The following is a 26,524-nucleotide window of genomic DNA, read 5'->3' as shown; positions in this document are numbered from 1 at the left end:
CCGGTCAGGCGAACTGGCGCAGGAAGCGCACATCGCCCTCGAAGAACAGGCGCAGGTCGTTGATGCCATAGCGCAGCATGGTCAGGCGCTCGAGGCCGGAGCCGAACGCGAAACCGATATAGCGCTCGGGATCGAGGCCCATGTTGCGCAGCACGTTCGGGTGCACCTGGCCCGAACCGGAGATTTCCAGCCACTTGCCATTGCCGAAGGCCATGTCGATTTCCGCCGAGGGCTCGGTGAACGGGAAGTACGACGGGCGGAAGCGCACCTGGATGTCGTCGCGCTCGAAGAACTTGCGCAGGAAATCGGTGTACACGCCCTTCAGGTCGGCAAAGCTGACGTCCTCGCCGATCCACAGGCCTTCAACCTGGTTGAACATCGGCGAGTGGGTGGCGTCGCTGTCGACGCGATAAGTGCGGCCCGGGCAGATCACCTTGATCGGCGGCATCGCCTTGCCGGCGTACTTCTCCACATGCATCCTGGCGTAGCGCACCTGCATCGGGCTGGTGTGCGTGCGCAGGAGCAGCAGCTTGTCTTCGCTGTCGCGGCCGTCCACGTAGAAGGTGTCCTGCATCGAACGCGCCGGGTGGTTGTCCGGGTTGTTCAGCGCGGTGAAGTTCATCCAGTCGGTTTCGATCTCGGGACCGTCGGCCACGTCGAAGCCGATCGAGCCGAAGATCTGCTCGACGCGCTCCCACGTGCGCATCACCGGATGCAGGCTGCCGCGCGCCACTGCGCGGCCCGGCAGCGTGACGTCGATGGCTTCGGCGGCCAGGCGCGCGTTCATCAGCGCGTCGGCCAGCGCCTGGCGTCGCGCCTGCAGCGCGGCTTCGACCTGCTGCTTGACCTGGTTGATGCGCGCGCCCTCGCTCTTGCGGGTTTCCGGGTCGAGCTTGCCGAGCCCCTTGAGCAGTTCGGTCAGCGCGCCGGTCTTGCCCAGGAAGCGGGCTTTTTCGTTTTCCAGCGTGGCGTTGTCGTTGGCGGCGGCGAAGGCGGCCTGGGCGTCGGCGACGATTTGGTCCAGATCCTGAGACATGGCGGCGGTCGTGGAGTGTTCTGGCGTCGGCCGGAAGCATCCTGGCCGACGTGGGTTGGCACTACGTGCGGTATGCGTTTCCGGATGCCGTCTCAGCGGCTGGCGCAAAACGGTATCCGGAACCGCAAATAAAAACGGGGCTCGGTGAGGAGCCCCGTTTCAGCGGACCTTGCGGTCAGCGGTCGACCTTGCGGTCGGTGCTTGCCCGGCGGCGCTTACGCGCTACCGGAGCCGGCATCAGGCAACGGTGGCTTTCACCTGGTTGACGATGGCGGCAAAGGCAGGCTTGTCGTGAATAGCCATGTCCGACAGCACCTTGCGGTCCAGTTCAATCGAAGCCTTCTTCAGGCCGTTCATGAACACGCTGTAGGTCATGCCATGCTCACGCGTCGCGGCGTTGATACGCGCAATCCACAGGGCGCGGAACACGCGCTTCTTGTTGCGGCGATCGCGGTACGCGTACTGGCCAGCACGCATGACCGCCTGCTTGGCGATGCGATAGACATTATTGCGACGGCCGCGGTAACCCTTGGCAGCGTCGATAACCTTCTTGTGACGGGCCCGTGCAGTGACCCCACGCTTTACTCGAGGCATGTAATTCTCCTTTCGTTGTCGTCAGGGGTTATGCGTAAGGCATCATCGCGCGCACCGACTTCAGGTTCGTCTCATGGACGTCCTGAGTACCGCGCAGTTGACGCTTGTTCTTGGTGGTCTTCTTGGTCAGGATGTGACGCTTGAAGGCCTGGCCACGCTTGAACGAACCGTTCGGACGGGCAGTAAAGCGCTTGGAAGCGCTTTTCTTCGTCTTCATCTTCGGCATGAAAAACTCCAGCTCATATGACATGCATGCAGGTGGACGGCTGACGCCGACGCTTGCAAGACCCGCATCCACTTGTTGTTGCGCGACGCCCCTTGCAGGACACGCGCGACTTCCGCACGAAGCAACACCGGGATGCGTGGCATCCCGGCCGCTGCACCGCGCAAGAATTACTTCTTCTTCTTGGGGGCGAGCACCATCACCATCTGGCGCCCTTCCATCTTCGGCATCTGCTCGACCTGGCCAATTTCTTCCAGGTCCGCCTTCAGGCGTTCGAGCATGCGCGCGCCGATTTCCTGGTGGGCCATCTCGCGACCACGGAACCGCAGCGTGATCTTGGTCTTGTCGCCATCTTCCAGGAAGCGCTTCAGGTTGCGCAGCTTGACGTTGTAGTCGCCGTCATCCGTACCCGGCCGGAACTTGACTTCCTTGACCTGGATGATCTTCTGCTTCAGCTTGGCCTCGTGGGCGCGCTTGGCTTCCTCGTACTTGAACTTCCCGTAATCCATGATCCGGGCGACGGGCGGAGTCGCGTTGGGGGCGATCTCCACCAGGTCCAAGTCCTTGTCCTCAGCCAGCCGCAGAGCGTCCATGAACTTGACGATGCCGAGCTGCTCGTTATCAACCCCTACCAGGCGCAGTTCAGGCGCGCTGATTTCCCGGTTGATGCGATGACCTTTGTCCGTAGCGATGTTGCGTTACCTCAAGAAGACAAAAAAACAAGCCGTGCTCACCACCCTCAGGCTTTGCTGGCGACGTCGTGTTGCAGACGCTCAACAAACGCGGAGACGGGCATCACACCCAGATCCACGTTGCCACGGGCACGCACGGCCACTTGATTGGCATCCCGCTCCTTATCGCCCACCACCAGCAGGTAGGGGACCTTTTGAAGCGAATGCTCGCGGATTTTATACGTAATTTTCTCGTTACGCAAATCGGCCTTGGCCCTAAACCCTTGTTTTTGCAGCAATTGCACGACGCTTTCGGCGTACTCTGCCTGAGAATCCGCAATATTCATGACCACGACCTGGTCCGGGGCCAGCCAGGCCGGCAGCGCGCCGGCGTGGTTTTCGAGCAGGATGCCCAGGAAGCGCTCGAACGAGCCCAGGATGGCGCGATGGAGCATCACCGGGCGCTTGCGGGAATTGTCCTCGGAAACGTATTCAGCACCCAGGCGCTCCGGCAGCACCAGATCCAGCTGCAGCGTACCGCACTGCCAGGAGCGGCCGATCGCGTCCTTGATGTGGTATTCGACTTTCGGGCCGTAGAAGGCGCCCTCGCCGGGCAGCTCTTCCCATTCCACGCCGCAGGCGCGCAGCGCCAGGCGCAGGCCTTCCTCGGCATGGTCCCAGATCTCGTCCGAGCCGGCGCGCTGGTCGGGGCGCAGCGACAGCTTGACCTTCACGTCCTTGAAGCCGAAGTCGTCATAGACCGAGAACGCCAGTTCGTTGAAGGCCTTCGCCTCGGCGACGATCTGCTCTTCCGTGCAGAAGATATGCGCATCGTCCTGCACAAAGCCGCGCACCCGCATCAGCCCGTGCAGCGCCCCGGACGGCTCGTTGCGATGGCAGGCACCGAACTCGGCCAGGCGCAGCGGCAGGTCGCGGTACGAGCGCAGGCCGTGGTTGAAGATCTGCACATGGCCCGGGCAGTTCATCGGCTTGATCGCGTAGTCGCGCTTCTCCGACTCCGTGACGAACATGTTCTCCTTGTAGTTCTGCCAGTGACCCGACTTCTCCCACAGCGAACGGTCCATCACCTGCGGCGTACGCACCTCGTCGTAGCCGGCGTCCGTCAGGCGGCCGCGCATGTACTGCTCGACAGCCTGCCAGACCTGCCAGCCCTTCGGGTGCCAGAACACCATGCCAGGCGCCTCTTCCTGCAGGTGAAACAGGTCCAGCGTCTTGCCCAGCTTGCGGTGGTCGCGCTTCTCGGCCTCCTCAAGCATGTGCAGGTAGGCCTCCTGGTCTTCCTTTTTGGCCCACGCCGTGCCGTAGATGCGCTGGAGCATCTCGTTGTTGGCGTCGCCGCGCCAGTAGGCGCCGGCCACCTTCATCAGCTTGAAGACCTTGAGCTTGCCCGTCGACGGCACGTGCGGGCCGCGGCACAGGTCGACGAAATTGCCTTCGCGATAAAGGCCGATTTCCTGGTCGGCCGGGATCGAGCCGATGATCTCGGCCTTGTACTTCTCGCCCATCGACTCGAACAGCGCCACCGCTTCGTCGCGGTTCCACACTTCGCGCGTAACCTTCTCGTCCTTGCGCGCCAACTCCGTCATCTTCTTTTCGATGGCAGCGAGGTCTTCCGGCGTGAAGGGGCGCTTGTAGGCGAAGTCGTAGTAGAAGCCGTTCTCGATCACCGGCCCGATCGTCACCTGCGCGTCCGGGTACAACTCCTTGACGGCATAGGCCAGCAAGTGCGCCGTGGAGTGGCGGATCACATCGACGCCGTCGGCATCCTTGTCCGTCACGATGGCCAGTTCCGCATCGCGCTCGATCTTGTAGCTGGTGTCTACCAGCTGGCCGTCCACCTTGCCGGCCAGCGCGGCCTTGGCCAGGCCTGCGCCGATGCTCTGCGCCACTTCGGCAACCGTCACCGGGCCGGGAAACTCGCGGCGGGACCCGTCCGGCAGCGTGATTGCGATCATTTCGACTCTCCAGGTTCCGCCGGCGGCGCCTTGCGCCTCGCCCGAGCGGATCAAACTGCATCTTGTGGCACCGGCCCGCATGCCTGCGCGCTGGCGATCTGTTCTTGGCTGCCCCGCCCTGCCGCACGGCAAGGCGGCAGCTTATCAGGGCGGCTGGCAAGCGACGGACGAAAAAAAACGCGGCCAAGGCCGCGTTTCTCTTTGTCAAACCCGATCCAACCGGGTCGAAGGCGCACCTCGACTACTGTCGCTTGCCAGCGGTAGTAGTTCGCGGTGTCATAACCATGATGCCCTTCCGTTCCGTATGGGGTTGAATCGGACTTGCCGCACTGCTTTTTACTGCTTTACTGCAATTCGTTGGTAGGCTCGATTGGACTCGAACCAACGACCCCCACCATGTCAAGGTGGTGCTCTAACCAGCTGAGCTACGAGCCTAGCGAAGCCGCAAGTATAGCATCACTTTCTTTTCGCCTGCAACACCCCCTGGACTTCCTCGATCAGCAGCAGTGCGCGCTGCAGCTGCGTGGCCTCGGAGACCTCCGCGGTGAACTGCATGCGCGCCACGCCCTTGCTGGACAGCGTCTTGACGCCCGTGACGTTGATCTTCTCGCGCGACAGCACTTCCGAGATGTCGCGCAGCAGGCCCTGCCGGTCGATGGCCTCGACATGGATGTCGACCGGATAGACCGCGGCGTGGCTCTTCTTGCCCCACTCGGTCTGGATCACGCGCTCCGGCGCGCGCGCCGACAGCTGCTGGAAGGTGTGGCAGTTGCGGCGATGGATCGACACCCCGCGCCCGCGCGTGACAAAGCCGACGATGTCGTCCGGCGGCGCCGGCTTGCAGCAGCGCGACATCTGCGTCATCAGCGAATCCACGCCCACCACCAGCACGCCGCTCTTGGCGCCGCGCGCCACGCTGGTGGCGCGGCTCTTCTTGGTGACGGCGTCTTCCTCGCTCAGCGGCGCCTGGACCTCGCCCTCGGGGTGGCGCAACGCGTGCTCCACATGGCGCAGGCTGAACTCGTCCTTGGCCACCGCGGCGAACAGCTCGTCCGGAGTCTTGAAGCCCAGCCGCGTCGCCAGGTCTTCCAGCTTGACCGCGGTCTTGCCTTCCCGCTGCAGCGTCTTGTCGATCAGCGCGCGGCCCTGGGCGATGGTTTCCTGCGAGTCCAGCGCGTTGAACCACGCGCGCACCTTGGCGCGCGCGCGGCTGCTGGCGAGGTAGCCCAGGTCGGCATTGAGCCAGTCGCGCGACGGCCCGCCCTGCTTGACCGCGATGATCTCGACGGTCTGGCCGTTCTTGAGCGGCGTGTTCAGCGGCACCATGGTGCCGTCCACGCGCGCGCCGCGGCAGCGGTGGCCGAGATCGCTGTGCAGGTAGTAGGCGAAATCCACGGCGGTTGCGCCCTGCGGCAGCGCCACCACGCGCGCCTGCGGCGTCAGCACGTAGATGTGGTCGTCGATCGCGGCGTGCTTGATCTGCTCCCATGACTCGTCATGCGCCACGCTGTGGTCGGCATCGTCCTTCCACGCCAGCAGCTGGCGCAGCCAGGCAATCTTCTCGTCGTAGCGCTCGCTGGCGGAGAACTGCCCGGCATAGCCGCGGCTGCCCGCCTCCTTGTAGCGCCAGTGCGCGGCCACGCCGTATTCGGCAAAGTGGTGCATCTCGTGCGTGCGGATCTGCACCTCGAAGGCGCGGCCGTCATCGCCGATCACCACCGTGTGCAGCGACTTGTAGCCGTTGGCCTTGGGCCGGGAGATGTAGTCGTCGAACTCGCGCGGGATCGGCTGCCAGATATGGTGCACGATGCCGAGCACCGTATAGCAGTCCTTGATATCGTCGACGATCACGCGGAAGGCGCGCACATCGTACAGGTCGGCAAAATCCAGCTCCTTGCCGCGCATCTTCTTCCAGATGCTGTAGATGTGCTTGGGCCGGCCGCTGACCTCGGCGCGGATGCCCGCGGTGGCCAGCTCGGACTGCAGCCGCGCGATGGCGCCGGCGATATAGCCTTCGCGCTCGATGCGCTTTTCATCCAGCAGCCTGGCGATGCGCTTGTAGGTATCGGGCTGTTCGAAGCGGAAGGCCAGGTCCTCCAGCTCCCACTTCATCTGCCAGATGCCCAGGCGGTTGGCCAGCGGCGCGTAGATGTCGAGCGTTTCGCGCGCCACGCCGGGCAGCGGTGACTGCTTAGTCTCGGCCAGCCAGCGCAGCGTCTGCAGCCGCGAGGCCAGCCGCACTAGCACCACGCGGATGTCCTGCGCAAACGCCAGCAGCATCTTGCGCAGCGCCTCGACCTGCTCGTGGCGCGCCTGGGCTTCGTTCTTCGACGGCGCGGCCGACTCCGCATCCGGGCGATTGCCGGCGATGGCGCCGATGCGCAGCAGCTGCCGCACGCCATTGACCAGCCGCGCCACTTCCTCGCCGAAGCGCGGCTCGATCTCGGCTTCGGTCTCGGGCACGAATGCCGCCAGGCCGAACAGGCATGCCGCCGCGCGCGCGGAATCATCCACGCGCAGGCCGTCGAGGATGCGCAGCATCCCCTCCGCGTGCGACGGCACGGTCTCGCCTGTGGGCAGCGCGACGCCTGCGCCGTGCTCGCGCACGTACGCCAGGGCGCGCTCGACCAGCTCGGTATCCGGAATGCCCGCGACCCGGCCGGCCAGGTCGGTCGACGTCACCATGTCACAGCGCCTGCATCAGTTGAGCGCAGCGGTGACCACCACTTCGATCAGGTAATCGGGATTGGCCAGGCGGGCTTCGACGGTGGCGCGCGGCGGCGTGTTGCCTTGCGGCACCCAGGCATCCCAGACCTCGTTCATCTCGCCGATCAGGTCGATGTTGGTCAGGAAGATCTGGCACGACAGGATGCGGGTCTTGTCGCTGCCGGCCTCGGCCAGCAGGCGGTCGATATGGCCCAGCACCTCGCGCGTCTGGCCGCGGATATCGGCCTTGGGATCGACCTCGGGCACCTGCCCGGCCAGATACACCACGCCGTTGTAGACCGCGTATTCGGACAAGCGCTTGCCCACATGGGCGCGCTTCAGTTCAGGAAGACTCATGGCAATGCGTAACTCGATAAAAACAGCCGGATGACAACCTGGCCGCAACGCGTGCGGTCAGGCGCCGGTAAAGAACTGGCGCACGATCGCGATCTGCGCCGGATCGACGAAGGTCGGGGCGTGCCCCACGTCGGGCACCTCCACCGAGCTCACGTGCTTGCCGCGCGCCACCATCTCGGCCACGGTCTCGCGCAGCAGCAGGTCAGACTGCGCGCCGCGCACCACCAGCACCGGAGCCTCGATGGCTTCGAAGCTGCGCCACAGCGCGGCTTCGCCGGCGGCGATGGCCTCGGGCGTGGACTTGCGGAACGGCACCGCCAGTTGCGGATCGTAATGCAAGCCCCATTCCAGGCCGTCGCCGCCCTGCACCGGCTTCAGGATGGCGGCGTTGAGCTCGCGCCACTGCTCGGCGGTGTGGCGCCCGAACGAGGCGCTGATGGTCTGCAGGTACGCCAGCCCTTCCTCGAAGGTCTTGAAGCGCACCGGCAGGCCAAGGTAGGCACCGATGCGCTCGACCGCCGAAGGCGCGATCCGCGGACCGACGTCATTGAGCAGCAGCTTGCGCACCGGCGACTTCGGCAGCCCGGCCAGGCCCATGCCGATCAGGCCGCCCATCGAGGTGCCGAACCAGTCCACCTTCTCCACATTGAGCCGCGCGATCAGCGTGACCATGTCGGAGACATACTGCGGCACCACATAGCCGTTGGCATCGGCCAGCCATTCCGAGCGGCCGCGGCCCACCACGTCCGGGCACACCACGCGGTAGTCGCCGCACAGCGCGCGGGCGACGGCGTCGAAGTCGCGCCCGGTGCGCGTCAGGCCGTGCGCGCACACCAGCACGCGCGGATTGGCGGGGTCGCCCCACTCGTGGTACGCCATGCGGTGCAGGCCCGCCGGACTGATGCACTGGACGAAACCGAGACGCGGACTGGCAGACATCTGGACTCCCTGGCAAACCGGACGCAAGGCGCCAGCAGGCACCGCCGCCGGAAGTTGAGCAAAGCTGGATTGTACGCCGCAGCGGGTACAATGCCACAGCACAGTGTCCGCGCCCCGCGCGCGGCCGCGCACCGCCACGGCGCGCGCCGCCCATCCGGCGGCTGTTCTGCCGTGGCATCCCTTTCTCTCGACGGAGGCTTACATGCTCAACGGCAAGACCGCCCTGGTGACTGGCTCGACCAGCGGCATCGGACTCGGCATCGCAAAGGCGCTGGCGGCGCAGGGCGCCCACATCATCGTCAACGGCTTTGGTGACGCGGACGCCGCAAAGAACGAGATCGCGCAGGCCGGCCAGGGGATCCGCGTCGGCTATCACGGCGCCGACATGAGCAAGGCGGCCGACATCGAGGACATGATGCGCTACGCCCAGGCCGAGTTCGGCGGCGCCGACATCCTCGTCAACAATGCCGGCATCCAGCACGTCGCGGCCATCGAAGACTTCCCGCCCGAGCGCTGGGACGCGATCATCGCCATCAACCTGACCTCGGCCTTCCATACCACGCGCCTGGCACTGCCCGGCATGAAGCAGAAGAACTGGGGGCGCATCATCAACGTCGCCTCGACCCACGGGCTGGTGGCCTCGGCGCAGAAATCGGCCTATGTCGCGGCCAAGCACGGCATCGTCGGCTTCACCAAGGTAACCGCGCTGGAAACCGCGCAGACCGGCGTGACCGCCAACGCGATCTGCCCGGGCTGGGTGCTGACGCCGCTGGTGCAGAAGCAGGTCGAAGCCCGCGCGCAGAAGGAAGGCATCCCGGTCGAGCAGGCCAAGCGCGAGCTGGTGCTGGAGAAACAGCCCTCGGGCCAGTTCGTCACGCCCGATGAACTGGGCGCACTGGCCGTGTTCCTGTCGTCCGACGCGGCCCGCCAGGTGCGCGGCGCGATCTGGAACATGGATGGCGGCTGGGTGGCGCAGTAAGGTGCTACATCTGCGCACCACAGCAAGGAGCAACAAGCAATGATGCAACGACGACGTTTTCTCGGCACCCTCGGCGCGCTGGCGCTCGGCACGCTCGCCGTTGGCGTGCTGGGGCCCGCGGCCGATGCGTTCGCGCAGGCGAAGAAGCCGCTGGCCATCGACGTCTACAAGAGTCCGCTGTGCGGCTGCTGCGAGGAATGGGTCAAGCACCTGCGCGCCAACGGCTTCACCGTGACGGTGCATGACGTCGAGGATACCGGCGAATACCGCAAGCGCTTCGGCATGCCCGAGCGCTTCGGCTCCTGCCATACCGGCCATATCGCCGGCTATGCGATCGAGGGCCACGTGCCCGCCGCCGACATCCGCAAGCTGCTGGCGGCCAAACCCAAGGCGGTCGGGCTGGCAGTGCCGGGCATGCCGGTCGGCTCGCCGGGCATGGAACAGGGACCGCGCAAGGATCCGTTCGACGTGCTGCTGGTCAAGGCCGACGGCGCTGCCTCGGTGTTCAGCCGCCACAACAAGCCGGCGGCCTGACGTGCCGCCGCGCCGGATGCGCCGCGGCGCATCCGGCCATCCGCTACCCCTGTGCGAGGCGCTCCAGCGCCGCCTCGACCTCCCGCCACACCGCCTCGGTCTCGTCCTCGGTGCATTCGCCGTGCTGGCGCTTGACCGCGCCCAGCCGGTTCAGCACCAGGTGCTGGTCCGGCACCACGCCCGCGTTGGCCAGGCACGCCTGCACGCAGGCCAGCGGACACCCGTCCAGCGCCAGGATCGGCCGGCCCGATCGCGCCACGCGCGTCAGCGCCGGCACGCCGCCGCCCACGCCGCTGATGCACGACATTTCCGCGCGGCCGCCGCGGTCCAGCCGCACTGCGCAGGCATTGGCCAGTTGCGCCACGCTGGAGCAGCCGGAGCAGGCGTAGACCAGGGGCAGGGTTCGGGTGGGGGTAGCGGGCATCGCGCACCTTCCGTAAAGCATTGACTTGGCAAGCACACGCCTGCCCGAAAGCGGCCAGCATAGCGACCCGTGCGGGGACAGGCCATTCGCCGATATAGCTAGCTGGCCCAGCCGATCGACCTAGTCGGTTATCCGGCCATCCAATGAAAAAAGCCCTGTGGCGCAATGCGCCACAGGGCTCGTCAGGCCATGGCCGAAGGCTGGCTTACAGCAGCGGCGCCCCCGTCTTCGCCTGGATTTCCTCGCGGCTGACGCCCGGAGCGGTCTCCACCAGCTTGAGGCCATCCGCGGTCACGTCGATCACGCCGAGGTCGGTGATGATGCAGTTGACCACGCCCACGCCGGTCAGCGGCAGGTTGCACTGCTTCAGGATCTTGAGATCCTCGGTGCCGTCCTTCTTCTTGGCGGTGTGTTCCATCAGCACCACCACGCGGCCGACGCCGGCGACCAGGTCCATCGCGCCGCCCATGCCCTTGACCATCTTGCCCGGGATCATCCAGTTGGCCAGGTCGCCCTTCTCGCTGACCTGCATGGCGCCCAGGATGGCCAGGTTGATGTGGCCGCCGCGGATCATCGCGAACGAGTCGGCCGACGAGAAGATCGACGAGCCCGGCAGCGTGGTCACGGTCTGCTTGCCGGCGTTGATCATGTCGGCGTCGACTTCTTCCTCGGTCGGGAACGGGCCGATGCCGAGCAGGCCGTTCTCGGATTGCAGCCAGACTTCCATGCCTTCGGGCACCCAGTTGGCCACCAGCGTCGGCAGGCCGATGCCCAGGTTGACGTAGAAACCGTCCTGCAGCTCGGCCGCGGCGCGCGCGGCCATTTCGTCACGTGTCCATGCCATGATGGGTCTCCTTAGCTGGCCGCGCGCACGGTGCGCTGCTCGATGCGTTTCTCGGGATTGGCGTTGAGCACCAGGCGCTGCACGAAGATGCCGGCCAGGTGGATCTCGTCCGGATCAAGCTCGCCGGTCTCGACGATCTGCTCGACCTCGGCCACGGTGACCTTGCCCGCCATCGCGCACATCGGGTTGAAGTTGCGCGCGGTGCGGCGGAACACCAGGTTGCCGGCCTTGTCGGCCTTCCAGGCCTTGACCAGCGCGACGTCGGCGGTCAGCGAACGCTCCATCACGTACTTTTCGCCGTCGAATTCGCGGATTTCCTTGCCTTCGGCGACGATGGTGCCGACGCCGGTCTTGGTGAAGAAGGCCGGGATGCCCGAGCCGCCGGCGCGCAGCTTTTCGGCCAGCGTGCCTTGCGGGGTGAATTCCAGCTCCAGTTCGCCGGCCAGGTACTGGCGCTCGAACTCCTTGTTCTCGCCGACGTAGGACGAGATCATCTTCTTGATCTGGCGCGTGGCCAGCAGCAGGCCCAGGCCGAAGCCGTCGACGCCGGCGTTGTTGGAGATGCAGGTCAGCTGCTTGGCGCCGCTGTCGCGCAGCGCGCCGATCAGCGCCTCGGGAATGCCGCACAGGCCGAAACCGCCCACAGCGATCGTCTGGCCGTCGCGGACGACGCCTGCAAGCGCTTCTGCGGCGCTGGCGTAGACCTTGTTCATGCTTCGCTCCTTCCTCGGTAGTCCCCGTCGACTCCCCCGCCGGCGGGTGGTGCGGCGGGCGACGCAGGGAAATTGTAACGGTACAATCGGCAACAGGCGGCAAGCCGTCGCCGTCACGCGTCCGACCGACAGCATACGCAAGCACAGCCGGCTACGCCATTACGTAAAAATACATAAGCAGATGCCCGCCATCGACTACCAGACCGCCTTCCAGCTCGCCCCAGTCGGACTGGTGCTGTCACGCGAGCGCGTAATCGAGGACTGCAACGAAGAGGTCTGCCGCATCTTCGGCACCACGCGCGAGGCCCTGCTGGGCCAGTCGTTCCAGGTGCTCTACCCCACCGCCGACGAATTCGAGCGCACCGGCGCGCGCATCGCGCCGATCATGGGCAAGCGCGGCATGTATTCGGACGAACGCATCATGAAGCGCGCCGGCGGGGAACTGTTCTGGTGCCACGTCACCGGCCGCGCGCTGGACCGGAGCCAGCCGCTCGGCGCAGGGATCTGGACCTTCGAGGACTTGTCGCAGAAGCGCCAGGTCACCGCCGAACTGACCGCGCGCGAACGCGAGATCGCGGCGCAGCTGGTGGAAGGCAAGACCAGCAAGCAGATCGGCAAGCTGCTGGCGATCAGCCCGCGCACGGTCGATATCTATCGGGCGCGGCTGATGAAGAAGTACGGAGCGAGTACGTCGGTGGACCTGGTGCAGCGGCTGGTGGCCCACTGACGCTGAAAACCATCACTCTTCGATGATCGCCCGGATCTCGGCCGGCACCGGCACCGATTTCTCCGCCGCATAATCGCACCACACCACCTTGGCACCGCCCTCGGCCCACACCACGTCAGGCAGGTCGGTGCGCCGGATTTCCATGCGCGTCTCGAAGCTGGTACGGCCCAGCTGTCCCGCATAGACCCGGCATTCGATCTCGCCCGGATAGCGCAGCTGCTTCAGGAAGGTCATATGGGCATTGATGATGACCGGCCCCTGCCCGTTCGCATCCTTGCCGCCGCGGCCCAGCGACGCGAACCACTCGATGCGCGCCTGCTCCAGATACTGGAAATAGACGGTGTTGTTGACATGGCCCATCGCGTCCATGTCGCCCCACCGGATCGGCATGACCACCGTGTAGACGTGTTTCATCACAGCCTCCAATGCAACAGGCCCGCCAACACTGGCGGGCCTGCCTCATGACTTAGCGCTTGGCAATCGCGCCTTCGGCCTTGGTGACAAGGTCGGCGCCGATCTGCTTCTTCCACTTGTCGTAGACCTTGGCGGTCGCCTTGCGGAAGGCGTCGTGCTCGGCCGGGGTCAGGTGCGTGACCTTGACGCCGTGGGCTTCCATGTCCTTCCAGGCGGGCGCATTCGCCTCGGCCAGTCCCTTGCGGGCCAACGCGATTTCCTGCTTGCCGGCATCGATGGCCGCCTGTTTGACGATCTCGCGGTCGGCCGGGGTCCAGCTTTCCCAGATCTGCTTGTTGACCACGAAGATCAGCGGATCGGCGACGTAGCCCCAGGTGGTGACGTACTTCTGGCCGACCGTGTACAGCTTGGCGGCGGCGAACACCGACTGCGGGTTTTCCTGGCCGTCGACCGCGCCCGAGGCCATCGCCGGCTGCGCGTCGGCCCAGCTCATCTGGGTCGGGTTGGCGCCCAGCGCGTTGAACGTCTCGATATAGAGCGGCGAGCCCACCACGCGCAGCTTCAGGCCCTTCAGGTCTTCCGGCTTGCGGATCTCGCGCTTGGAGTTCGACACCTCGCGGAAACCGTTCTCGCCCCAGGCCAGCGGCACCACACCGGCCTTCTCCAGCGTGGCGAAGATCGACTTGCCGACCTCGCCCTGCGTCAGCGCGTCGAGCGCCTTGTAGTCGGGCATCAGGAACGGCAGCGAGAACAGGTTCAGTTCCTTGACCTGCGGCGACCAGTTGATGGTCGAGCCCACCGCCATGTCGATCACGCCCTGGCGGATCGCCGAGAATTCGCGGGTCTGGTCGCCGGCCACCAGCGAGGTGCCCGGGTACAGCTTGATGTTGATGCGGCCGTTGGTGCGCTGCCTGACCAGGTCGGCCCAGATCTCGCCGCCCTTGCCCCACGGGAAGGCCGGGCCGAGCACCAGCGACATCTTGTACTCGGACTTGTAGGTCTGGGCCATTGCGCCGGCGGGGGCGAAGGCGGAAGCGGCCAGGGCAGCGGCCGTTGCGAGCATCAGGGCACGACGTTTCATTTCATCTCCTCAGGGGAAAAGCGTCAGGTTCTTGTTGGTGAATGCAAAATCAAGGCAACAGCGATCAATAGCCGAGGTACTCCGGCAGCCATGTCGCCAGCGGCGGATAGGCCAGCACCATCAGCATGGCAATGAACATCGCCAGCAGCATCCAGATCACCCATGGCACGGTTTCTTCCATGCGCACGCGGGCGATCCGGCACGACACCATCAGGTTCACGGCCAGCGGCGGCGTGAACTGGCCGAGCGCCACCTTCAGCGTCAGCACCACGCCGAACCACACCGGATTCCAGTGGAAGGCGTTGGAGATCGGCAGCAGCAGCGGCACGAAGATCAGGAAGATCGAGATGCCGTCGAGGAACATGCCCACCGTCATCAGCAGCAGCACGATCAGCGCCAGCACGCCGTATTCGCCCAGCCCCGAAGTGGCGATTGCCTGCGCCAGCGGATCGATCACGCCCAGCGTCGACAGCGCGTAGGCAAAGATGCCGGCCAGCGCCACCACCAGCAGGATCACCGCCGAGGTTTCGGCCGCTTCCTGGAAAATCGTGAACAGGTCGCGCAGGCCGATGCTGCGGTACACCACCATGCCGACGAACAGCCCATAGACCACCGCCACCACGGCGGCTTCGGTCGGCGTGAACCAGCCGGCGCGCATGCCGCCCAGGATCAGGAACGGCGCCACCAGGCCCCACGCGGCCTCGCGCAGGCTCTTCCAGAATGGCGGGCGCGGCAGCGCGGCTTCGGCGGCGCCCATGTTGTGCTTGCGCGCCAGCCACACCGCCGGCACGATCAGCGCGATGCCCGCGAGCACGCCCGGGATCATGCCGGCCGCGAACAGCGCCGGCACCGACGCACCCGGCACCAGCACGCTGTAGATGATGAACGCCACCGACGGCGGGATCAGGATGTCAGTGGCCGCGGCCGCGCCGACCACCGCCGCGCTGTAAGAGCCGGGATAGCCCGCGCGCGACATCGCCGCGATCATCACGCCCCCGACCGCGGCCGCATTGGCCGGACCCGAACCGGAAATGCCGCCGAGGAACATCGCCACCAGGATCGCCACCAGCGGCAGCATGCCCGGGCCGCGCCCGACCACGGCAATGGCGAAGGTCACCAGGCGCTGGGCCACGCCGGAACGGTCGAAGATCGAGCCCACCAGCACGAACATCGGGATCGCCAGCAGCGGATACTTGGCCAGCCCCGCATAGAAATTCTGCGGCACGGCCAGCAGGCCGAACATCTGCGTATCGAGATTGGACAGGCCGATCGCAACCAGGCCGCCTAGCCCCAGCGACACGCCGATCGGCACGCCCAGCAGCATCAGGCCGATAAAGACCACGAACAGGATGATGGCAACCAGCGTCATTGCGCACGCTCCGTCGCCGACCGGCTCTCTTGATGCAGCGCCTTGAGCGCCCGCACGTTGCGCACCATCAGCGCCAGCGCGCGCAGCGCGATGCCTGCCGACAGCACCGGCAGCCAGATCGAGTACCACCAGCTTGGCACGCCGATGCCGGGCGAGGTCTCGCCGAAGGTGTATTCGTCCCAGGTGATGCGTGCGCCCAGCACCGCCAGCGCGATGAACATCACTGCCACCGCCAGCGCCGACAGGATCGCCAGGCGCCGCTGCCGGGCCGCGCTGCCGCGTTCGAAGAAGAACTCGATGCGGATATTGCGGTCGCGCGCCACCGCGGCGCTGCCGGCCACCAGGGCCAGCACGATCATCAGGAAGACCGAGAATTCCTCGGTCCAGGCAAACGACTCGTCGGTGAAATAGCGGACCACCACGTTGGCGAAGGTGATGCCGACCAGCAGCACCATCACGATCACGCCAATCCAGTCCTCGATGCGGGGTGAAACCCGGAATTCAGCGTCCTGCGCTTCGTCTGTCGCCCGCGGGATCACCGCGGAATCGACGACGTGTTGCGGCACGGCGTTGCGCCGTGCCTCTTGTTGTTGCTCCATCTCCCCGGCCTCCGGTCCAGGGCCGCTCGGGCCATGCGGCCACCGCGGCGTTCTCGCTTTGTATGTAAAGACTTAATCTGCAGACATGGCGGATTATGCCAAGACTGGCCTGCCACGCACGAAATTTCTGAAGTTTTGACGCTTGCTGACGACGGCGCGCCCAAGGGGACCGGATAAGCCCTGGGTTGGCGCTCGGGCATCCCGCGGCGCTTTTGGCGCATGGGCGGGATGCGGGGGGACTTGCGCCCCCCGGTGTCAGCGCGCGGGCGCTCAGACCATGCCGTCGTCGGCGGTGATGACGGCGCCGTTGATGAACTGCGACTGGTCCGATGCCAGCAGCAGCAACAGCCCGTCGAGGTCTTCCGGCTTGCCCAGGCGCTTGCGCGGCAGCATCTGGATCAGCTTCTGCCCGGCGTCGGAGTCCCAGTGGTGGTGGTTGATATCGGTGTCGATATAGCCGGGGCAGATGGCGTTGGAATTGATGCCATGGCGCGCCCATTCCAGCGCCATAGCCTTGGTCATGTGCACCACCGCCGCCTTGCTCATGCAATAGACGCCGATCTGCGACAGCACCTTCAGCCCCGCCACCGACGCGATATTGACGATGCGCGCCTGCGGCAGCGGGCTGCCGTTGCGCTCGGCGCCCTTGGCGCGCGCGATCATGCGCTTGGCGACTTCCTGCGCGACGAAAAAGGCGCCGCGGGTATTGGTGTCGAAGACGAAGTCGAAGTCTTCCGGGGCCACGTCGGTCAGCTTCTGCGTGGTCGACACGCCCGAGTTATTGACCAGGATATCGATCGCCCCGGCTTCGGTCTCGGCGTGCGCCACCGCGGCGCGGATACTGTCCGGGTCGGTCACGTCCAGGCGCACCACGTGGGCACTGCCGCCCTCGGCCTCGATCGCGGCGCGCAGTTCCTTGAGCCGCTCGGTGCGGCGCGATGCCAGCACCACCTTGGCGCCGGCGGCGGCGAGCACCGTGGCGAAACGCGAGCCCAGCCCGCTCGAGGCGCCGGTTACCAGCGCCACCTTGCCTTCCAGATTGATCGACAAACCCATGATTACCTCTTGTACGGGAGCCCCTCCGCCCTCATCAGGAGCAGAAGGCAGCATATCAAAAAAAAGAACGACCGTTCCAAAAAAATCCTTGCCTGTGGGTGGCGAGTCCCGGACAATGCCGGAGATTCTAAGAACTTGGCCCGCAAAGGGAAAGAGGGAAAACGCGCGATCCGGCCGTGACCGGACGCCGTTCCGGCGCTGTTCGGAGCGAAACAGCACCGATTTCACCGCCGCGCCCGCGCGGCTCCCCCGGCGGCCCACGCGCCGCGCCCGGGCCGGGTTCTCAGCACAACGATCACCGCATTTCCCACAATTGCCAGCTAGCAGCAAAGAAACAGAGGGTTAGAGACAATGGATCAGCAACAGCTCCTGGAGCAGTTCGGCCCGCGCGAAGCCATGGAATACGACGTGGTCATCGTCGGCGGCGGCCCCGCCGGCCTGGCCACGGCCATCCGCCTGAAGCAACTCGCGCAGGAGAAAGGCGCCGACGTCAACGTGTGCGTGCTGGAAAAGGGCTCCGAGCCCGGCGCCCACATCCTGTCGGGCGCCATCATGGACCCGCGCGCCCTGAATGAGCTGATCCCGAACTGGAAGGAGCTGGGGGCGCCGCTGAACCAGGCCGTGACCGAGGACAAGTTCCTGTTCCTGAACGAGACCGGCTCCAAGGGCACGCCGCCGGCGCTGCTGCCCGAGTGCTTCCACAACGAAGGCAACTACATCGTCAGCCTGTCGAACTTCGTGCGCTGGCTGGGCCAGCAGGCCGAGGCGCTGGGCGTCGAGATCTTCCCGGGCTTCCCCGCCGCCGAGGTGCTGTACAACGAAGACGGCTCGGTCAAGGGCGTGGCCACCGGCAACATGGGCATCAACAAGGAAGGCGAGCCGACCGAGAACTTCCAGCTGGGCATGGAGCTGCATGCCAAGTACACCATCTTCGCCGAAGGCGCGCGCGGCCACCTGGGCAAGCAACTGATCGAGAAGTTCGGCCTGGATGCCGGCAAGGATCCGCAGAGCTACGGCATCGGCCTGAAGGAGCTGTGGGAGATCGACCCGGCCAGGCACAAGCCCGGCCTGGTGGTGCACACCGCCGGCTGGCCGCTCGATCCGGCCACCTACGGCGGCTCGTTCCTGTACCACATGGAAGACAACAAGGTCGCGGTCGGCTTTGTGGTCGGCCTGGACTACACCAATCCGTGGCTGTCGCCGTTCGAGGAATTCCAGCGTTTCAAGACGCACCCGGAAATCCGCCAGTACTTCGAAGGCGGCAAGCGCTTGTCCTACGGCGCGCGTGCCATCACCGCCGGCGGCCTGCTGTCGCTGCCCAAGACCGTGTTCCCGGGCGGCGCGCTGGTCGGCTGCGATGCCGGCTACCTGAACGCCTCGCGCATCAAGGGCAGCCACGCCGCGATCAAGACCGGCATGCTGGCAGCCGAGGCCGCCTACGACGCGCTGCAGGCCGGCCGCCAGCACGACGAGCTGAGCGCCTACCCCGCCGCGTTCGAGCAGAGCTGGCTGTACAAGGAGCTGCTGCAGGCCAAGAACTTCAAGCAGTGGTTCAAGAAGGGCCGCACCACCGCGACGCTGATGACCGGCATCGAGCAATGGCTGTTGCCCAAGCTTGGCATCCGCAACCCGCCCTGGACCATCCATCGCGTCAAGCCGGACCATGTGTACCTGAAGCCGGCGGCCGAGTGCGAGAAGATCGTCTACCCGAAGCCGGACGGCAAGCTGACCTTCGACCGCCTCAGCTCGGTGTTCATCAGCAACACCAACCACGAGGAAAACCAGCCGGCGCACCTGACGCTGAAGGACGCCAGCGTGCCGGTCAGCATCAACTGGGACAAGTACGCCGGCCCCGAGTCGCGCTACTGCCCGGCGGGTGTGTACGAGTTCGTGCAGGACGAGACCTCGGGCAAGGAGCGGCTGCAGATCAACGCGCAGAACTGCGTGCACTGCAAGACCTGCGACATCAAGGACCCGACGCAGAACATCGTCTGGGTGACGCCGGAGGGCGGCGGCGGCCCGAACTACGTCGGCATGTAATCCGGCCGCGCAAGCGCGCTGGCAAGTGAAAACGGCACCGGATTCTTCGGTGCCGTTTTCTTTTTTGTGCGGCCGCCGCGGGCGTTAGCGTGCCTGCCGCCGCGCTGCCATCGCCTGGTCGACCACCTCCGCCTGCAGCGCCTCGCTCGGATTGTCGAAAGCCTGCCTGCGCAGCGTGTCCAGTTGCTGCCGCCGGTCCTGCTCCGACAGCCCGGCGAACGCCTCGATCTGCGCGCGGCGCGCGGCGTAGTCGTCGTAGCGCTGCTGCCATGACTGCTCCGCCTGCCCCTGCTGCTGGTAGCGCTGCGCCACCTCTGCGCCGTAGGCCTGCGCCAGCGCTGCGCCGATGTCCTGCGTGGTGCGTCCGGCCGCCTGCAGGTCGGCGATGGTCTGGCTGATGGCCCGGGGGCGCGCGCTGGCTTCGCGCGCCGCGCGCACGGGCTCGGGCAGCGCGGCGTCGACCTCGGCCAGACGCTGCCGCCGCTGCGCGTCGTCCAGGCCGGGCTGCGCCGCGATCTCCAGCCGCGCCAGCATGGCTTCGTCATAGGCCCGCTCGTCGCCGAACCAGGCCTGCGCGACCTCGGGCAGCCAGCGCTGGCGCGCCGCATGGCGCTGCGTCAGCAATGCGCGCAGCTGCTGCACCTGCTGCGCATCCAGCATGCCGTCCGCGCCCGCCAGCGGCTTGCGGGCGGCCTCGGGCTGGATCTCTGCCAGGCAGGCCACGTAGCGGCGCCACAGCTGCCAGGCTTGCCCGGCCGCGGGCTGCGGCACGTGGCGGCGGATATCGTCATGCACCAGCGCATCGAGCGCGTCGATGCCGCCGGCGTCATGGCGCGCGCTCAGGAAATAGTCGAAGTAGGTGCGCAGCGCGCGCGTCAGCCGCAGGTTGCCCGCGGCGTCGGCCTCGGGTCCGGCAGGCATCGCTACGCCTGACAGCGATGGCCACGCGGCCACGCCGGCCGGCGCCGGGTCCGCCGATGGCGCGGACGGAGCCGTGGCGCTGACCGCCACCGCGCGCTGCGGCACGGGCGCCGGCGCCGACGGCGCCGTCAACCCATACACCACGGCTGCGGCGGCGCCGGCCGGCAGCAAGGCCCGCCACAGCCGCGGCGCACGCTCAGAGCTGGTCATTGCGCAGACGGTTGGCGTGGTTCAGGATCACCGTGCGGGGATCGGCATCCTGGTACAGCCCCGCCATCTGGTTGACCTCGTCCAGATGGTTCCAGTAATAGCCGGTGGCCAGCACCCGGCCCCACTTGCTGCTGCACACCGAGACCAGGCCGTCGTTGGCGCCGGCGCCCTTCAGCGCCATCAGCCGCCCCGAGGTCGACATCATTACCGTGGACGGATCCAGCAGGTTGGAACGCAGCAGGCTGAGCGGACCGCCCTGCCCGGTCCACGAATACGCGGCCTGGCGATGGGTGACGAGGTTGCCCGCGGCGTCGCGCGCCTGGCGCTGCTCGGACACCGCGCCGGGGCTGTCGCAGTCCGGGCCCAGCGCCGACTTCGTGCCCGGCACCAGCGTGGCGTCGAGCCGCGCATTCTGCCCGGCGGCGCCGCGCGTGGTCAGGCTCTCGAGCGAGGCCAGCGCATCCTGGTCCAGCGCCTGCCCGTTGCTGATGCCGTTGAACCAGCCGACCGTGTCGAACACGCCCTGGATCAGGCTGACCAGCACCGGGCCGGCGATGGGGATGGCGCCGATGCCGTTGATCAGGTCGAGCACGGTGTCGGCCACTTCGCTGCCGCGGTGCGGGCTGCCGATGGTGGTGACCGAGGCCACGTCCTGCGGCGACATCGCCGCCAGCACGCGCGCGGTGGGCCCGCCCTGGCTGTGGCCGATCAGGTTGACCTTGTCGGCGCCGGTTTCCAGCTTGACCGCGCGCACATAGGCCTGCAGCGCCAGCGCGCGCTCGGCGTCGCTGTTGAACGATGGCACCGTGGCGACATAGACCTGCGCGCCATGGTCCCGCAGCACTTCGGGGATGCCATACCAGTAGTCGAGCACGCCGGCCATCTTTGCCGCGCCGGTCAGCCCGTGGACCAGCACGATCGGGTAGCGCGTTTTCGCGTAGTCGCCATTGGCGGTGAGCGCGGCGGCGGCAGGCACTGGCTGCGCCAGCATGGCGGCGGCGGCCAGCGCCGCGGCGGCGCCTGCCAGCCTGTGCAGGGGGTTGGGGGATTGCTGCGGGCGTGATACGGGCGTGCGTGGCCCGCACGCGTGGTTTTCGCCGTGCTCCATCTGGTCTCCTCGGTGGTGGGTCTTTTTATGCTGGAAGCAGTAAAGACGGCCCGATCCGGGGAGACAATCAAAACATTAGCGGATTCCCTCTAAACGGCTGCTACAGCAGCGGGAGCAGGCTGCACGGGCATGCGGGTGCTGGTAAGCAGCTGTTCGTAGATGTAGCACTGCAGCAGTGTCAGCTCGCGCTCGGCCAGCACATCGAAGGCCACGCCGAACGCGGGAAAGTCGGCATCGTCGGCCTCCCCGGCCGGCGCCACGCGGACCCAGCCATCGATCACCACCTCGCTGTCCAGCGACGCGGTACGCAGATTGAAGCGCAGCCGCACGCGGCTGCCCGGCGCCGGGGCCGGGGTGGTGGTCTGCACCAGCGCGCCGCCGGTGCTGAGGTCCGACAGCAGCGCCAGCCGCGCGGCGCTGCCGCCGCTGCCTCCGATGCCGTCCTCGTCGCCGGGTTCGGTCAGGTACGCGGCCAGCCGGGTCGGCACGCGCGCCGCCTTGCGCACCGGCGTCGCGTGCCGCTGCACCGGCGCGGACAGCACCAGGTAGCGGAACGGGCTGCGGCACACCGCGGTAATGGTCGAGGTAAAGCTGTGGATCGCCTGCCCGGAAAAGCCGCGCAGCACCACGCCGTCGCCGGCCTGCAGCGGCAGGTCGCGCCCGCCCAGTTGCGGCCAGGTGATAAAGAGGCCCTGCTCGATAAAACCGATCAGGCGGCTGGCGGCCGGGCGCGCCGCCTCGCCGTCGAGCTTGACATGCAGCAGCGTGCCGACCTGCAGGCCGAGCGGCCCGGTGGCAGGGCGCGGCTCGTCGGCGGCCTCGCCGCCGGCATCGTCGCGGCAGACCGTGCCGTGGCGGAACACCAGCGCCAGGTCGCGCGCATCGGGAATGATGTTGCCGCTGCCGAGCACCAGGTTGCCCTCGCCATCGAGCAATGACCAGGGCAGCGGGTGGCCGACGGGGAGATCGTTAGGGGTGAGCTGGATCATGGCTGTTTGCAGTTGGCCCCGGCGTGCGTGCCGGGACGCGACGAGCCCTGGGCGGAACTGATGCTCGGACTCCGCCGCCTGTATGGGACTTCTATCGGCCTCGGTGCGCCGAAATTTAGTACCGGACGATGAAATGCCCGGCCGCATGTGTAGCATCGGTTACCTGCAGCGCACTTGACGCGACGCAAGCTTGAGATCAGAATCGCTTAAAGCTGTCAGACAGCCTGACACATTGAACGCCATGACCACACCGCTGCCCCGCCCGGCTTCGCTTGCCACGCGCATCGCCCAGACCCTGCATGACGATATCCTTGCCGGCCGATACGGCGCGGGCGCCCGCCTGCCGGCGGAGTCCGCGCTGGCCGATGCCTTCGGCGTCAGCCGTCCGATCGTGCGCGAGGCCATTGCCCAGCTGAAGGCCGACGGCGTACTGGTCACCCGCAAGGGCTCCGGCGCCTATGTGTCCGACACCCCGGGCGGCCAGGCCTGGCGCGTGGCCAGCGCGCCCGACGGCGGCCCGACGCTGGCACAGTTGTTCGAGCTGCGCCGCGTGGTGGAAACCGCGTGCGCAGAAATGGCGGCGCAGCGGCGCACCGACGCCGACCTCGCCGCCATCCGCGCCGCGCTGGCATCGATGCAGGCGCAGGCCGACGGGCGCGGCGACATGGCCAGCGCCGCCGCTGCCGACATGGCATTCCACCATGCCATCGCCGAAGCCGCGCACAACCCCTGCTTTACCGGCCTGACGGATTTCGTCAGCCAGCAGATGCTGGCCGCGCGCCAGCGCGCGTGGGAGAACACCGCGCGGCTGGGCACCGCCACCGGCGCGCCGCGCGCCGCCGACCGGGAGCATGCCGCGCTGGCCGAAGCCATTGCCGCCGGCGACGCCGCGGCCGCGCGCAACGCCGCGCAGCAGCACCTGACGGCAGCCGCCGCGCGCCTGGGCCTGTCCGCCTGAACCCCAATACATCGAGACCCTGAAGCAAGGAACAACCATGGAAACTGTGGATTGCGTCGTGATCGGCGCCGGCGTGGTGGGACTGGCGGTAGCGCGCGCGCTGGCGCTGCAAGGCCGCGAAGTGATCATCCTGGAAGCCGAGAACGCCTTCGGCACCATCACCAGCGCGCGCAACAGCGAGGTCATCCATGCCGGCATCTACTATCCGGCCGGCTCGCTCAAGGCGCAGCTGTGCGTGCGCGGCAAGGCCATGCTGTACGACTACTGCGCCAGTCGCCACGTGGCGCACCAGCGCTGCGGCAAGCTGATCGTCGCCACCAGCGAGGCCCAGGTGGCGACGCTCGAAGGCATCCGCGCCAAAGCGGCCGCCAATGGCGTGGACGACCTGCGCCTGATCGGCCGCGCCGAAGCGCAGTCGCTGGAGCCGCAGCTGCAGTGCCATGCGGCGCTGCTGTCGCCATCGACCGGCATCGTCGATAGCCATGGCCTGATGACGGCACTGCTGGGCGATGCGGAGAACGCGGGCGCGATGCTGGCGGTGCAGTCGCCGGTGCTGGGCGGCGCGGTCACGGCGGATGGCATCCGGCTGGAGATCGGCGCGGAAGACGGCAGCGCCACCACGCTGCTGGCGCGCACGGTGGTGAATTCGGCCGGGCTGACGGCACCGGAACTGGCGCGCCGCATCGACGGCATGCCGGAAGCCCATATCCCGCCGCAGTACTACGCCAAGGGCTGCTACTTCACGCTGGCCGGCCGCGCGCCGTTCTCGCGGCTGATCTATCCGGTGCCGGAGGCCGCCGGGCTCGGCGTGCACCTGACCCTCGACCTGGGCGGCCAGGCGCGCTTCGGCCCCAATGTACGCTGGATCGACGAGATCGAATACGGCGTGGACGCGGCCGACGCCGACGCGTTCTATGACGAGGTGCGCCGCTACTGGCCGGGACTGGCCGATGGCGCGCTGCAGCCGGGCTATGCCGGCATCCGTCCCAAGATCAGCGGCCCGCATGAAGCCGCGGCCGACTTCCGCATCGACGGCCCCGCCGTGCACGGCGTGCCGGGGCTGGTTCACCTGTTCGGCATCGAATCGCCGGGGCTGACCTCGTCGCTGGCGATTGCCGAGCGGGTCTGCGCGGCGCTGGACTGAGCAAGCGCCGCGAGCTTGCGGCGGTGTCCCTCACCGCGCCTGCGGGCACGGGCCGCGGCAAGGCGCCACAGCCCGCCCGCTACCTAGCGCAGCGACCCCTGGAGGACGCGCGCATCAACCACTAGTGCCGGCCAGTCGGCCACCGGCACCGACATCGTCACCGCTGCAGGCGCGTTCGCTGAAATGGTGCCCGCGGGCATGTCATAGACGCGCCCATCCATCATGTCGACATAGCGCGGCGCGGCGCCGGTCGCTGCGAGGCCGCCGAAGCCGATGCCGTTGCACGACACCTGGACCACGGCGCGCGGCTCCGCCGTGTCTGGTACGGGCAGCTTGGTCTTCTTCCAGACGCCGATCACGGTTGCCTCCACGCCTCCCTTGCGCTGCCGCCACGCGTGAGCGGTATAGCCGGCGGGTGCGGTGCAGCCGTGCTCGGGAACCGGCTCCATGCGGCTGTCGAACAGCGCCGTGACGTTCTGGAAGGCGCCATAGGCGATCTTCTTGCCCGCGACGCGCTGGTCGCCATTTAGGAACGGCGTATCGAGATTCGGGTCCCACACGCCAGTGGTCAGCAGGCCCTTGGTGTTCTTGGCATCGTTGTAGTGCAGGTCCGAGATCGTGAACATGCTGGTCTCGATGCCGCGCGCGAGATCGCCAAGAACGCGACGCAGGTTGTACTTGGCCTGGTTCTTCTCGGTCCATGCCCTGGTGCCGCTGTCGCACATTGCGTAGGTCATGCACGGCGTCGACGGTGCGCCGTTCTCGTCCATGCGCGGCTTGAAGCCGTAGCCGTGCACCAGGGCCAGGAAGTTTTCCATGCTGCGTGCATCCCACGGATTCTGGTCGTAGTCGACGTTCATGGTGTACGGATGGAAGGCCACGTAAACGTCTTCCGACGGCACCGTCGGCCCCTTGTTGTCATGGAAATACTTGAGCGACGTCAGGATGTAGTTGCGCGCGTCCTGGACCTCGGCCGAGTCATTGCAGTTTTCCAGGCAGGACAGCGCGTAATGCACCGTATACCACGACCCGATCGTCAGCTTTGCGTTGGGCTGGATCTGTTTGATCAGCCTGGCCGTGTCCACGATCAACATCTTGTAGGTGTCGAGGTCCTTGGTGGGCTCGTTCCAGATCTGCCAGTCGGTCACCTTGTCCTTGTACCGCGTCACCGTGGCCTCGACGAACTTGAGGAAGCGCTCCTTGCCCGCGCCGGTGGGGAAGCTACCGCCGAGCCCGGCGCCGCCGCAATCGGTGCAGCCGGGGCGGACGTTGCCGTAGCCGAGGAACACCATGGGCTCGTGCTTCTGTTCGATGGCACCGTCGATGATCTCGTCGAGCTTGGCAAAGCTGTAGGTCGCCGGCGTGGTAATGGTCTGTTCGATATCGTTCCAGCCGGACTGGATGCGCACTTTGGTGGTGCCGAGCGGGTTCAGGAATTCGCGCCAGTTCGAGAACACGCTGAAGTTGCGGTCGGTGGTCTCGCCGCCGATCATCAGGTGGCTGGTCAGGCCGTCTGCCCTCAGTTCGGCCGTGGTGCGCGGCTTGATGCGGCCGAGCAGCGTGTAGCCGGGCTCGGCCACCGACTCGAGCGCGGCATAGCTGGCCGGATCGGCTTCGAGGATGGCGCGCGTGGCGGCGCTGATGGGGGGGGTCAGCACGCGCCGGTCAGGGCCGGGCTTGGCCGCACCCGGCGCAGGCGGCGCGGACGGCTGACCGCCCGCGGCTGCCGGTTGCGGCCCGGCATCGGTGGGATTGTCGCCGCCACAGGCGGCCAGAGCAAAAGCCAGGCTTACGGCGCCGGCCAGGCTGACATAGTTGCGAATCTTCATGCTGCTCCTCTTTCTGGTTGTAGTAGTACCGCCGCGTGCCGTCCTCCGGCGCCGCCAGAGCGGAACCGGATCGCAACCCACTG

The 26,524-nt window shown here is 66.9% G+C and carries 26 protein-coding genes and 1 tRNA gene; 6 read left to right on the top strand and 21 right to left on the bottom strand.

Annotation, left to right across the window (positions count from 1 at the left end):
* Nucleotides 1–4 precede the first annotated feature (4 nt).
* The 9 genes from pheS to RALTA_RS06020 form a co-directional block, all read right to left on the bottom strand.
* Nucleotides 5–1,036, bottom strand: a complete 1,032-nt coding sequence (gene pheS, locus RALTA_RS06060; RefSeq protein ID WP_012352553.1) for a phenylalanine--tRNA ligase subunit alpha — start codon at nt 1,034–1,036, stop codon at nt 5–7.
* Nucleotides 1,037–1,273: 237 nt separating this feature from the next.
* The gene (gene rplT / locus RALTA_RS06055; protein WP_008650487.1) at nt 1,274–1,630 is read right to left on the bottom strand and encodes a 50S ribosomal protein L20; all 357 of its coding nucleotides are present in this window, start codon (nt 1,628–1,630) and stop codon (nt 1,274–1,276) included.
* Nucleotides 1,631–1,658: 28 nt separating this feature from the next.
* Nucleotides 1,659–1,856, bottom strand: a complete 198-nt coding sequence (gene rpmI, locus RALTA_RS06050) for a 50S ribosomal protein L35 (RefSeq protein WP_006575466.1) — start codon at nt 1,854–1,856, stop codon at nt 1,659–1,661.
* A 167-nt stretch (nt 1,857–2,023) separates the two neighbouring features.
* Entirely contained in the window at nt 2,024–2,545 is a 522-nt protein-coding gene (gene infC / locus RALTA_RS06045) for a translation initiation factor IF-3 (RefSeq protein WP_081479471.1), read from the bottom strand.
* A gap of 47 nt (nt 2,546–2,592) precedes the next feature.
* Nucleotides 2,593–4,500 (bottom strand): threonine--tRNA ligase, encoded by a 1,908-nt coding sequence (gene thrS, locus RALTA_RS06040; protein WP_012352551.1) that lies wholly within the window; start codon nt 4,498–4,500, stop codon nt 2,593–2,595.
* A gap of 358 nt (nt 4,501–4,858) precedes the next feature.
* Nucleotides 4,859–4,935: transfer RNA gene (locus RALTA_RS06035), tRNA-Val, on the bottom strand.
* 21 nt (nt 4,936–4,956) lie between these two features.
* Nucleotides 4,957–7,185 (bottom strand): RelA/SpoT family protein, encoded by a 2,229-nt coding sequence (locus tag RALTA_RS06030; RefSeq protein WP_012352550.1) that lies wholly within the window; start codon nt 7,183–7,185, stop codon nt 4,957–4,959.
* Nucleotides 7,186–7,200: 15 nt separating this feature from the next.
* Nucleotides 7,201–7,563, bottom strand: coding sequence for a RidA family protein (locus tag RALTA_RS06025; protein WP_012352549.1), 363 nt, complete (start codon nt 7,561–7,563; stop codon nt 7,201–7,203).
* 57 nt (nt 7,564–7,620) lie between these two features.
* On the bottom strand, nt 7,621–8,502 hold the full coding sequence (locus RALTA_RS06020) for an alpha/beta fold hydrolase (protein ID WP_012352548.1): 882 nt from the start codon (nt 8,500–8,502) through the stop codon (nt 7,621–7,623).
* 202 nt (nt 8,503–8,704) lie between these two features.
* Between RALTA_RS06020 and RALTA_RS06015 the strand changes: the two genes are divergently transcribed.
* On the top strand, nt 8,705–9,481 hold the full coding sequence (locus tag RALTA_RS06015; protein WP_012352547.1) for a 3-hydroxybutyrate dehydrogenase: 777 nt from the start codon (nt 8,705–8,707) through the stop codon (nt 9,479–9,481).
* A 39-nt stretch (nt 9,482–9,520) separates the two neighbouring features.
* A complete protein-coding gene (locus tag RALTA_RS06010) occupies nt 9,521–10,015 on the top strand; it encodes a DUF411 domain-containing protein (RefSeq protein ID WP_012352546.1) in 495 nt (164 codons plus the stop codon).
* A 43-nt stretch (nt 10,016–10,058) separates the two neighbouring features.
* Here RALTA_RS06010 and RALTA_RS06005 read toward each other — a convergent pair whose 3' ends face one another.
* The 3 genes from RALTA_RS06005 to RALTA_RS05995 form a co-directional block, all read right to left on the bottom strand.
* Entirely contained in the window at nt 10,059–10,439 is a 381-nt protein-coding gene (locus RALTA_RS06005; RefSeq protein WP_012352545.1) for a putative zinc-binding protein, read from the bottom strand.
* Nucleotides 10,440–10,644: 205 nt separating this feature from the next.
* On the bottom strand, nt 10,645–11,283 hold the full coding sequence (locus tag RALTA_RS06000; RefSeq protein WP_012352544.1) for a CoA transferase subunit B: 639 nt from the start codon (nt 11,281–11,283) through the stop codon (nt 10,645–10,647).
* A gap of 11 nt (nt 11,284–11,294) precedes the next feature.
* A complete protein-coding gene (locus RALTA_RS05995; RefSeq protein ID WP_012352543.1) occupies nt 11,295–11,996 on the bottom strand; it encodes a CoA transferase subunit A in 702 nt (233 codons plus the stop codon).
* A gap of 181 nt (nt 11,997–12,177) precedes the next feature.
* On the opposite strand from RALTA_RS05995, the gene RALTA_RS05990 reads away from it, so the two are divergent.
* Nucleotides 12,178–12,723 (top strand): PAS and helix-turn-helix domain-containing protein, encoded by a 546-nt coding sequence (locus tag RALTA_RS05990; RefSeq protein ID WP_018006818.1) that lies wholly within the window; start codon nt 12,178–12,180, stop codon nt 12,721–12,723.
* 12 nt (nt 12,724–12,735) lie between these two features.
* On the opposite strand, the gene RALTA_RS05985 is transcribed toward RALTA_RS05990, so the two are convergent.
* The 5 genes from RALTA_RS05985 to RALTA_RS05965 form a co-directional block, all read right to left on the bottom strand.
* Entirely contained in the window at nt 12,736–13,137 is a 402-nt protein-coding gene (locus tag RALTA_RS05985; RefSeq protein WP_012352541.1) for an acyl-CoA thioesterase, read from the bottom strand.
* Between the two features lie 52 nt (nt 13,138–13,189).
* Nucleotides 13,190–14,218 (bottom strand): DctP family TRAP transporter solute-binding subunit, encoded by a 1,029-nt coding sequence (locus RALTA_RS05980; protein WP_012352540.1) that lies wholly within the window; start codon nt 14,216–14,218, stop codon nt 13,190–13,192.
* 64 nt (nt 14,219–14,282) lie between these two features.
* Nucleotides 14,283–15,587, bottom strand: a complete 1,305-nt coding sequence (locus RALTA_RS05975) for a TRAP transporter large permease (protein WP_012352539.1) — start codon at nt 15,585–15,587, stop codon at nt 14,283–14,285.
* Nucleotides 15,584–16,186, bottom strand: coding sequence for a TRAP transporter small permease (locus RALTA_RS05970; protein ID WP_012352538.1), 603 nt, complete (start codon nt 16,184–16,186; stop codon nt 15,584–15,586). The genes RALTA_RS05975 and RALTA_RS05970 overlap by 4 nt, the downstream gene beginning before the upstream one ends.
* A 270-nt stretch (nt 16,187–16,456) precedes the next feature.
* Complete coding sequence (locus RALTA_RS05965) at nt 16,457–17,242, bottom strand: SDR family oxidoreductase (RefSeq protein WP_041232111.1); 786 nt, start codon at nt 17,240–17,242, stop codon at nt 16,457–16,459.
* A gap of 351 nt (nt 17,243–17,593) precedes the next feature.
* On the opposite strand from RALTA_RS05965, the gene RALTA_RS05960 reads away from it, so the two are divergent.
* A complete protein-coding gene (locus tag RALTA_RS05960; protein ID WP_012352536.1) occupies nt 17,594–19,282 on the top strand; it encodes an electron transfer flavoprotein-ubiquinone oxidoreductase in 1,689 nt (562 codons plus the stop codon).
* An 84-nt stretch (nt 19,283–19,366) separates the two neighbouring features.
* Here RALTA_RS05960 and RALTA_RS05955 read toward each other — a convergent pair whose 3' ends face one another.
* From RALTA_RS05955 to RALTA_RS05945, 3 genes are all read right to left on the bottom strand, one after another.
* Entirely contained in the window at nt 19,367–20,413 is a 1,047-nt protein-coding gene (locus RALTA_RS05955; RefSeq protein WP_081479470.1) for a lipase secretion chaperone, read from the bottom strand.
* Nucleotides 20,400–21,521 carry an esterase/lipase family protein gene (locus RALTA_RS05950; protein ID WP_012352534.1) on the bottom strand — a complete coding sequence of 374 codons (1,122 nt, stop codon included), beginning with the start codon at nt 21,519–21,521 and terminating at the stop codon, nt 20,400–20,402. Before RALTA_RS05950 ends, RALTA_RS05955 begins: the two co-directional genes overlap by 14 nt.
* An 89-nt stretch (nt 21,522–21,610) precedes the next feature.
* Nucleotides 21,611–22,510: a flagellar brake protein gene (locus tag RALTA_RS05945; protein WP_012352533.1), complete on the bottom strand. Its 900-nt coding sequence runs from the start codon at nt 22,508–22,510 to the stop codon at nt 21,611–21,613.
* 241 nt (nt 22,511–22,751) lie between these two features.
* Between RALTA_RS05945 and RALTA_RS05940 the strand changes: the two genes are divergently transcribed.
* Nucleotides 22,752–23,468 carry a FadR/GntR family transcriptional regulator gene (locus tag RALTA_RS05940; protein ID WP_012352532.1) on the top strand — a complete coding sequence of 239 codons (717 nt, stop codon included), beginning with the start codon at nt 22,752–22,754 and terminating at the stop codon, nt 23,466–23,468.
* A 37-nt stretch (nt 23,469–23,505) separates the two neighbouring features.
* On the top strand, nt 23,506–24,612 hold the full coding sequence (locus RALTA_RS05935; RefSeq protein ID WP_012352531.1) for an NAD(P)/FAD-dependent oxidoreductase: 1,107 nt from the start codon (nt 23,506–23,508) through the stop codon (nt 24,610–24,612).
* A gap of 83 nt (nt 24,613–24,695) precedes the next feature.
* Here RALTA_RS05935 and RALTA_RS05930 read toward each other — a convergent pair whose 3' ends face one another.
* Entirely contained in the window at nt 24,696–26,441 is a 1,746-nt protein-coding gene (locus tag RALTA_RS05930; protein WP_012352530.1) for a glycoside hydrolase 5 family protein, read from the bottom strand.
* Nucleotides 26,442–26,524 lie beyond the last annotated feature (83 nt).

Origin of the sequence: Cupriavidus taiwanensis LMG 19424, assembly GCF_000069785.1 — a bacterium.
Lineage (GTDB): Bacteria > Pseudomonadota > Gammaproteobacteria > Burkholderiales > Burkholderiaceae > Cupriavidus > Cupriavidus taiwanensis.
The sequence above is the reverse complement of the archived record's forward strand: the minus strand, read 5'-3'. Positions and strand labels throughout refer to the sequence as shown.